At 50.8% G+C, this 4,282-nt stretch carries 2 protein-coding genes; both read right to left on the reverse strand.

Going from position 1 to position 4,282, the window contains the following annotated elements:
* Positions 1-947: 947 nt before the first annotated feature.
* Positions 948-2,720: an aspartate kinase gene (locus RMO52_RS09310; RefSeq protein WP_310413241.1), complete on the reverse strand. Its 1,773-nt coding sequence runs from the start codon at positions 2,718-2,720 to the stop codon at positions 948-950.
* A gap of 222 nt (positions 2,721-2,942) precedes the next feature.
* On the reverse strand, positions 2,943-4,282 hold a 1,340-nt coding region (pyrG, locus tag RMO52_RS09315), incomplete at its 5' end, for a glutamine hydrolyzing CTP synthase (protein WP_310413244.1).

A 4,282-nucleotide genomic window follows, 5' to 3' on the forward strand; every position in this document is an offset into this window, starting at 1 on the left:
GAGACTGGGAGACTGGGAGACTGGGAGATGAGGGGACGGGGGGACGGTGGGACTGGGCGAATACAAGGATTAACCTTTTACCTTTTACCTTTTACCCGCCGGAATAGGTAAACCCTTACGGGTTTTCCCCTCCACAGTACCGACCTTGCAAATTTCAAAGCACTCGGCTCCTGCTGTATCATGTACTTCCTTCAAGTTATACTTTTCTTACATAATGGGTCAAATCACTATGTCCAGTACAGGTTTTCAGGACTTTATTTGTTGGGCTTCCATCCTTGAGATCCCTGTCCTCCGCCGTTGGCGAATGCCCTTCGACTCTAACTTGTGGAGGGGTAAAGATTTTCTACTATCGGTTTCAACAAAGTTTCAGCCTCTTCTACGTCTGCTCCCCTTTCGGGTACGGGATGACCCTTATCCTGCGAGTTATGAATTCCTCTGAACTTTCGTCCTACAGGCATTGGCTTTTTAGAAGAGTCCTTTCTCTCCCAGGAGTTGGTACATCTCACGACTTCCCTACAGTTTTAAAAAAAAACTGACCTGGTAGAGGTTTACACGTTCCGCAGTATTTAGATGCGTCTGGGTTAGGTTCCTGATGTCATCCGGTGGCGGACGGTATCATCTCACTGACGGGAAAAAGTCAGTTGTCGTAACTGCCACTTACCTTTTGGTTTGAGCCTATCAGCCTGATTTGGCTCATTGGGAAATGACGGATGTTACTCAGATTCGCTTTAGCTAACCATACCAGACTTGGACTTGCCCTTGTACCAGTTTAGGCTACCAGTGCAATTAGGCTTTCTCCTCTAGCTGTGAAACATCCCCATTGCTGTTGATGCTCCTTCGGAGTGTCCATACCTTTTGATACTAAGGTAGAAGCTTTACGCTTCACTAAATGTCTGCGACTTCGTGTCGCAATTTCCCCTTTCCCCTTTCCCCCTAAAGCCTAAACCCTATCCCAAACCAAACGCCCGATGAACTGTCTTGAGCGCGTCGATGCCTTGAGAACGGGCGACTACACAACTAATTTTAATCTCGGATGTCGAAATCATTTGAATATTAATTTTAGCTTCAGCTAGGGCGCTAAACATTTTAGCGGCGACGCCGGGATTGCTCACCATCCCCGCACCGACAATACTAACTTTGGCGATCGATTCATCGACGACAACGGCTCCACAACCCAATTGAGTCGCCGAGGCTTCGAGGACGCGTTTGGCATCAGCGGCATCATTTTGGGCGACGGTACAGGCAATATCGCGGGTAGCGACACCATTGATGACGCGGGTGCGTTGGGATTGGATAATTGCATCGAGACTGATATTATTTGCGGCTAAGATCCCAAATAACTCGGCAGCCATACCGGGACGATCGGGTACTTGCAGTATAGCTAATCTGGCGCGATCGAGGTCGAGGGCAACACCGCGTACTGCGGGTGCGCTAACTGCGGGAGTATTATTCTCATTAGCAGAGGTAGAGATCTCGAACTGTTGGCACAGGGCGGCAATTGCCCGGTCGCAATCTTTACTAGCGATCGTACAGCTAACCTTGATTTCTGAAGTCGAAATCATTTGAATATTAATGCCTGCATCGGCAAGGATCCTAAACATTTTGGCAGCTACTCCGGGTCTACCGATCATCCCCGCACCGGAGATGCTCACCTTGGCAATATCGTCCGCTACAAGGATGTCAGCGTGGCTGGGGACAAAGTTGTCATGCAGGACGGGCGAGATAGCTTCAGCGACCGCCTGGGCGCGTCCGATCGCATGTTTGTGGACGGTAAAGGCGATGTCATTGGTGTTGCCTTCGTGGATCGATTGGACGATCAGATCGACGTCTACCCGTTCGCGAGCGAGTGCGCCAAAGAGTTGTCCGGCAATCCCGGCGCGATCGGGTACTTGTAAAAGGGCGATTTTAGCTTGGTCGGTGGTAAATCCCACAGCATCGACCGATCGGGCAATTTCTAACCCGGTGAGGGGGCGCGGTGCGGGGACTGGAGACACAACCCAAGTACCCGGATCGTCCGTCCAACTCGATCGGACGACTAGGGGCACGCCGTAATTTTTGGCAATTTCGACAGCACGAGGATGCAACACTTTTGCACCTAAACTGGCAAGTTCGAGCATTTCATCGGCAGTAATTTCGGTCAATAATTTAGCTTCGGGGACGATCCGAGGATCTGTCGTCAAAATTCCCGGCACATCGGTATAAATCTCCCAGGCACTAGCTTTGAGAGCGGCAGCTAGCGCGACAGCAGAGGTATCCGAACCACCTCTACCTAGGGTGGTAATGTCTCGATCGCCTGTGGCACTCACGCCCTGAAATCCAGCAACCACAACAACTTTACCTTCTTGCAGGTGCCGCTTGACGCGATCGGGGGCGATGTCCAGAATCCGCGCGCGGGTATGCTCGGCTTCGGTGACGATGCCCACTTGTGCGCCAGTCAGGGAGATGGCAGACTGTCCTAATTCTTGAATGGCGATACTCAGTAACGCGATCGTCACTTGTTCGCCTGTGGCAAGTAGCATATCCATTTCGCGCCGAGATGGCTGACTAGATAACTCCCGCGCTAGTTTAACCAATCCATCGGTAGTTTTTCCCATCGCCGAAACGACCACAACTAGTTCGTTACCAGCTTTAACAGCAGCCACCACTCGCCGCGCGACGGCTTGAATCCGCTCGGCGTCACCAACCGATGTCCCCCCATATTTTTGTACGATTAACGCCATCTTTTTTCTGCTATCCCTAAAACCACATTAAACAAACATTTTCCTAATGTTCCCTCCTAAGTAGCTAGGCACAACTATTTATAAATATAGATTATGCCTGAAACCTAATTGGTGGGCAGTGCCCACCCTACGGGATCTACGGGATCTAGGGGAGGTAAAGATGGTATGAGCATTTTCCCCGTCGCCCCATCTCCCATCTCCCATCTCCCATCTCCCATCTTCCTATTCCCGTTCGGACACCAATTCCGGCAGATGATACTCCACCTGCGGCTTCGCGATCTTTGCCAAAGCAGCGGACATCAAACCTTTGAATAGCGGATGGGGCAAGCTCGGCGTAGACTGAAATTCGGGGTGAAACTGCGTGGCGATAAAGAACGGATGCGAAGGCAGTTCGATGATTTCTACCAATCGGGTATCGGGCGATGTGCCGCTGATCGTATAGCCACTGTCGATCAACTGATTGCGGTAGGCATTATTAAATTCATACCGATGGCGATGGCGTTCGTAAATCGCGGTTTGTTGATAGAGTTTGTGCGCCAGAGTATTTTCTTCCAATCGACAGGCATATAACCCCAGGCGCATCGTCCCACCGAGATCGACGACATCTTTTTGTTCGGGGAGTAGATCGATAATTGGATTGGGGGTTTCGGGATCGAATTCCGAACTATTTGCTCGATCGAGTTTAGCCACATTCCGCGCCCATTCGATCGTCGCCGCCTGCATTCCCAAGCACAATCCGAGGAAGGGGATCTGATGCTCGCGAGCGTACTGGATGGCGGCAATTTTGCCCTCTACGCCCCGAATACCGAACCCGCCGGGGACGACAACCCCTTGCACGTCAGCGAGGTATTTAGCCGCCCCGTGGCACTCTAAATCTTCCGAATTTACCCACACAACTTCTAATTTTGCGCCATTGGCGATCGCGCCATGTCGAAGGGCTTCCACTACCGACAGATAAGCATCGCCGAGTTGAGTATATTTACCAACCAGCGCGATCTTGACTTCTTGGGTAGATGTCTGCATTCGATCGACCAAATTTTGCCACTGAGTCAGATCGGGGGTACGCTGTTCGAGCTGGAGCAGATCGATCGCCTGAGAAGCCAATCCTTCTCGCTCCATAATTAGCGGTACTTCATAGATACTGCTCGCATCCGGCGCATTAATCACCGATTCGACAGGCACATCACAAAATTCCGAGAGCTTCTCTTTAATCCCTGGCAGCAGGGGCTGGATACTCCGACAAACTAAAATATCTGGTTGAATCCCGATCGATCTCAATTCTTTAACTGAATGCTGTGTCGGCTTGGTTTTCATCTCTCCTGCCGTCGAGATCCACGGTACCAGCGCGACATGTAGATAAATTACATTCCGTCTGCCCACTTCCTTGCGAAACTGGCGGATCGCTTCTAGAAATGGTAAGTATTCGATATCGCCGACAGTACCACCGATCTCCGTAATTACCACATCGGGATTAGTATCTTTAGCGACTCGATCGATTCGTTCTTTGATCTCGTTGGTAATATGCGGAATCACCTGAACTGTGCCGCCATTGTAGTCGCCAC

The organism is Chamaesiphon sp. OTE_8_metabat_110 (assembly GCF_031382685.1).
Taxonomy (GTDB): Bacteria; Cyanobacteriota; Cyanobacteriia; order Cyanobacteriales; family Chamaesiphonaceae; genus Chamaesiphon.

Excerpts from the sequence above, each read along its gene's own strand:
- RMO52_RS09310 (WP_310413241.1), bottom strand. The coding sequence starts at position 2,720 with ATGGCGTTAATCGTACAAAAATATGGGGGGACATCGGTTGGTGACGCC.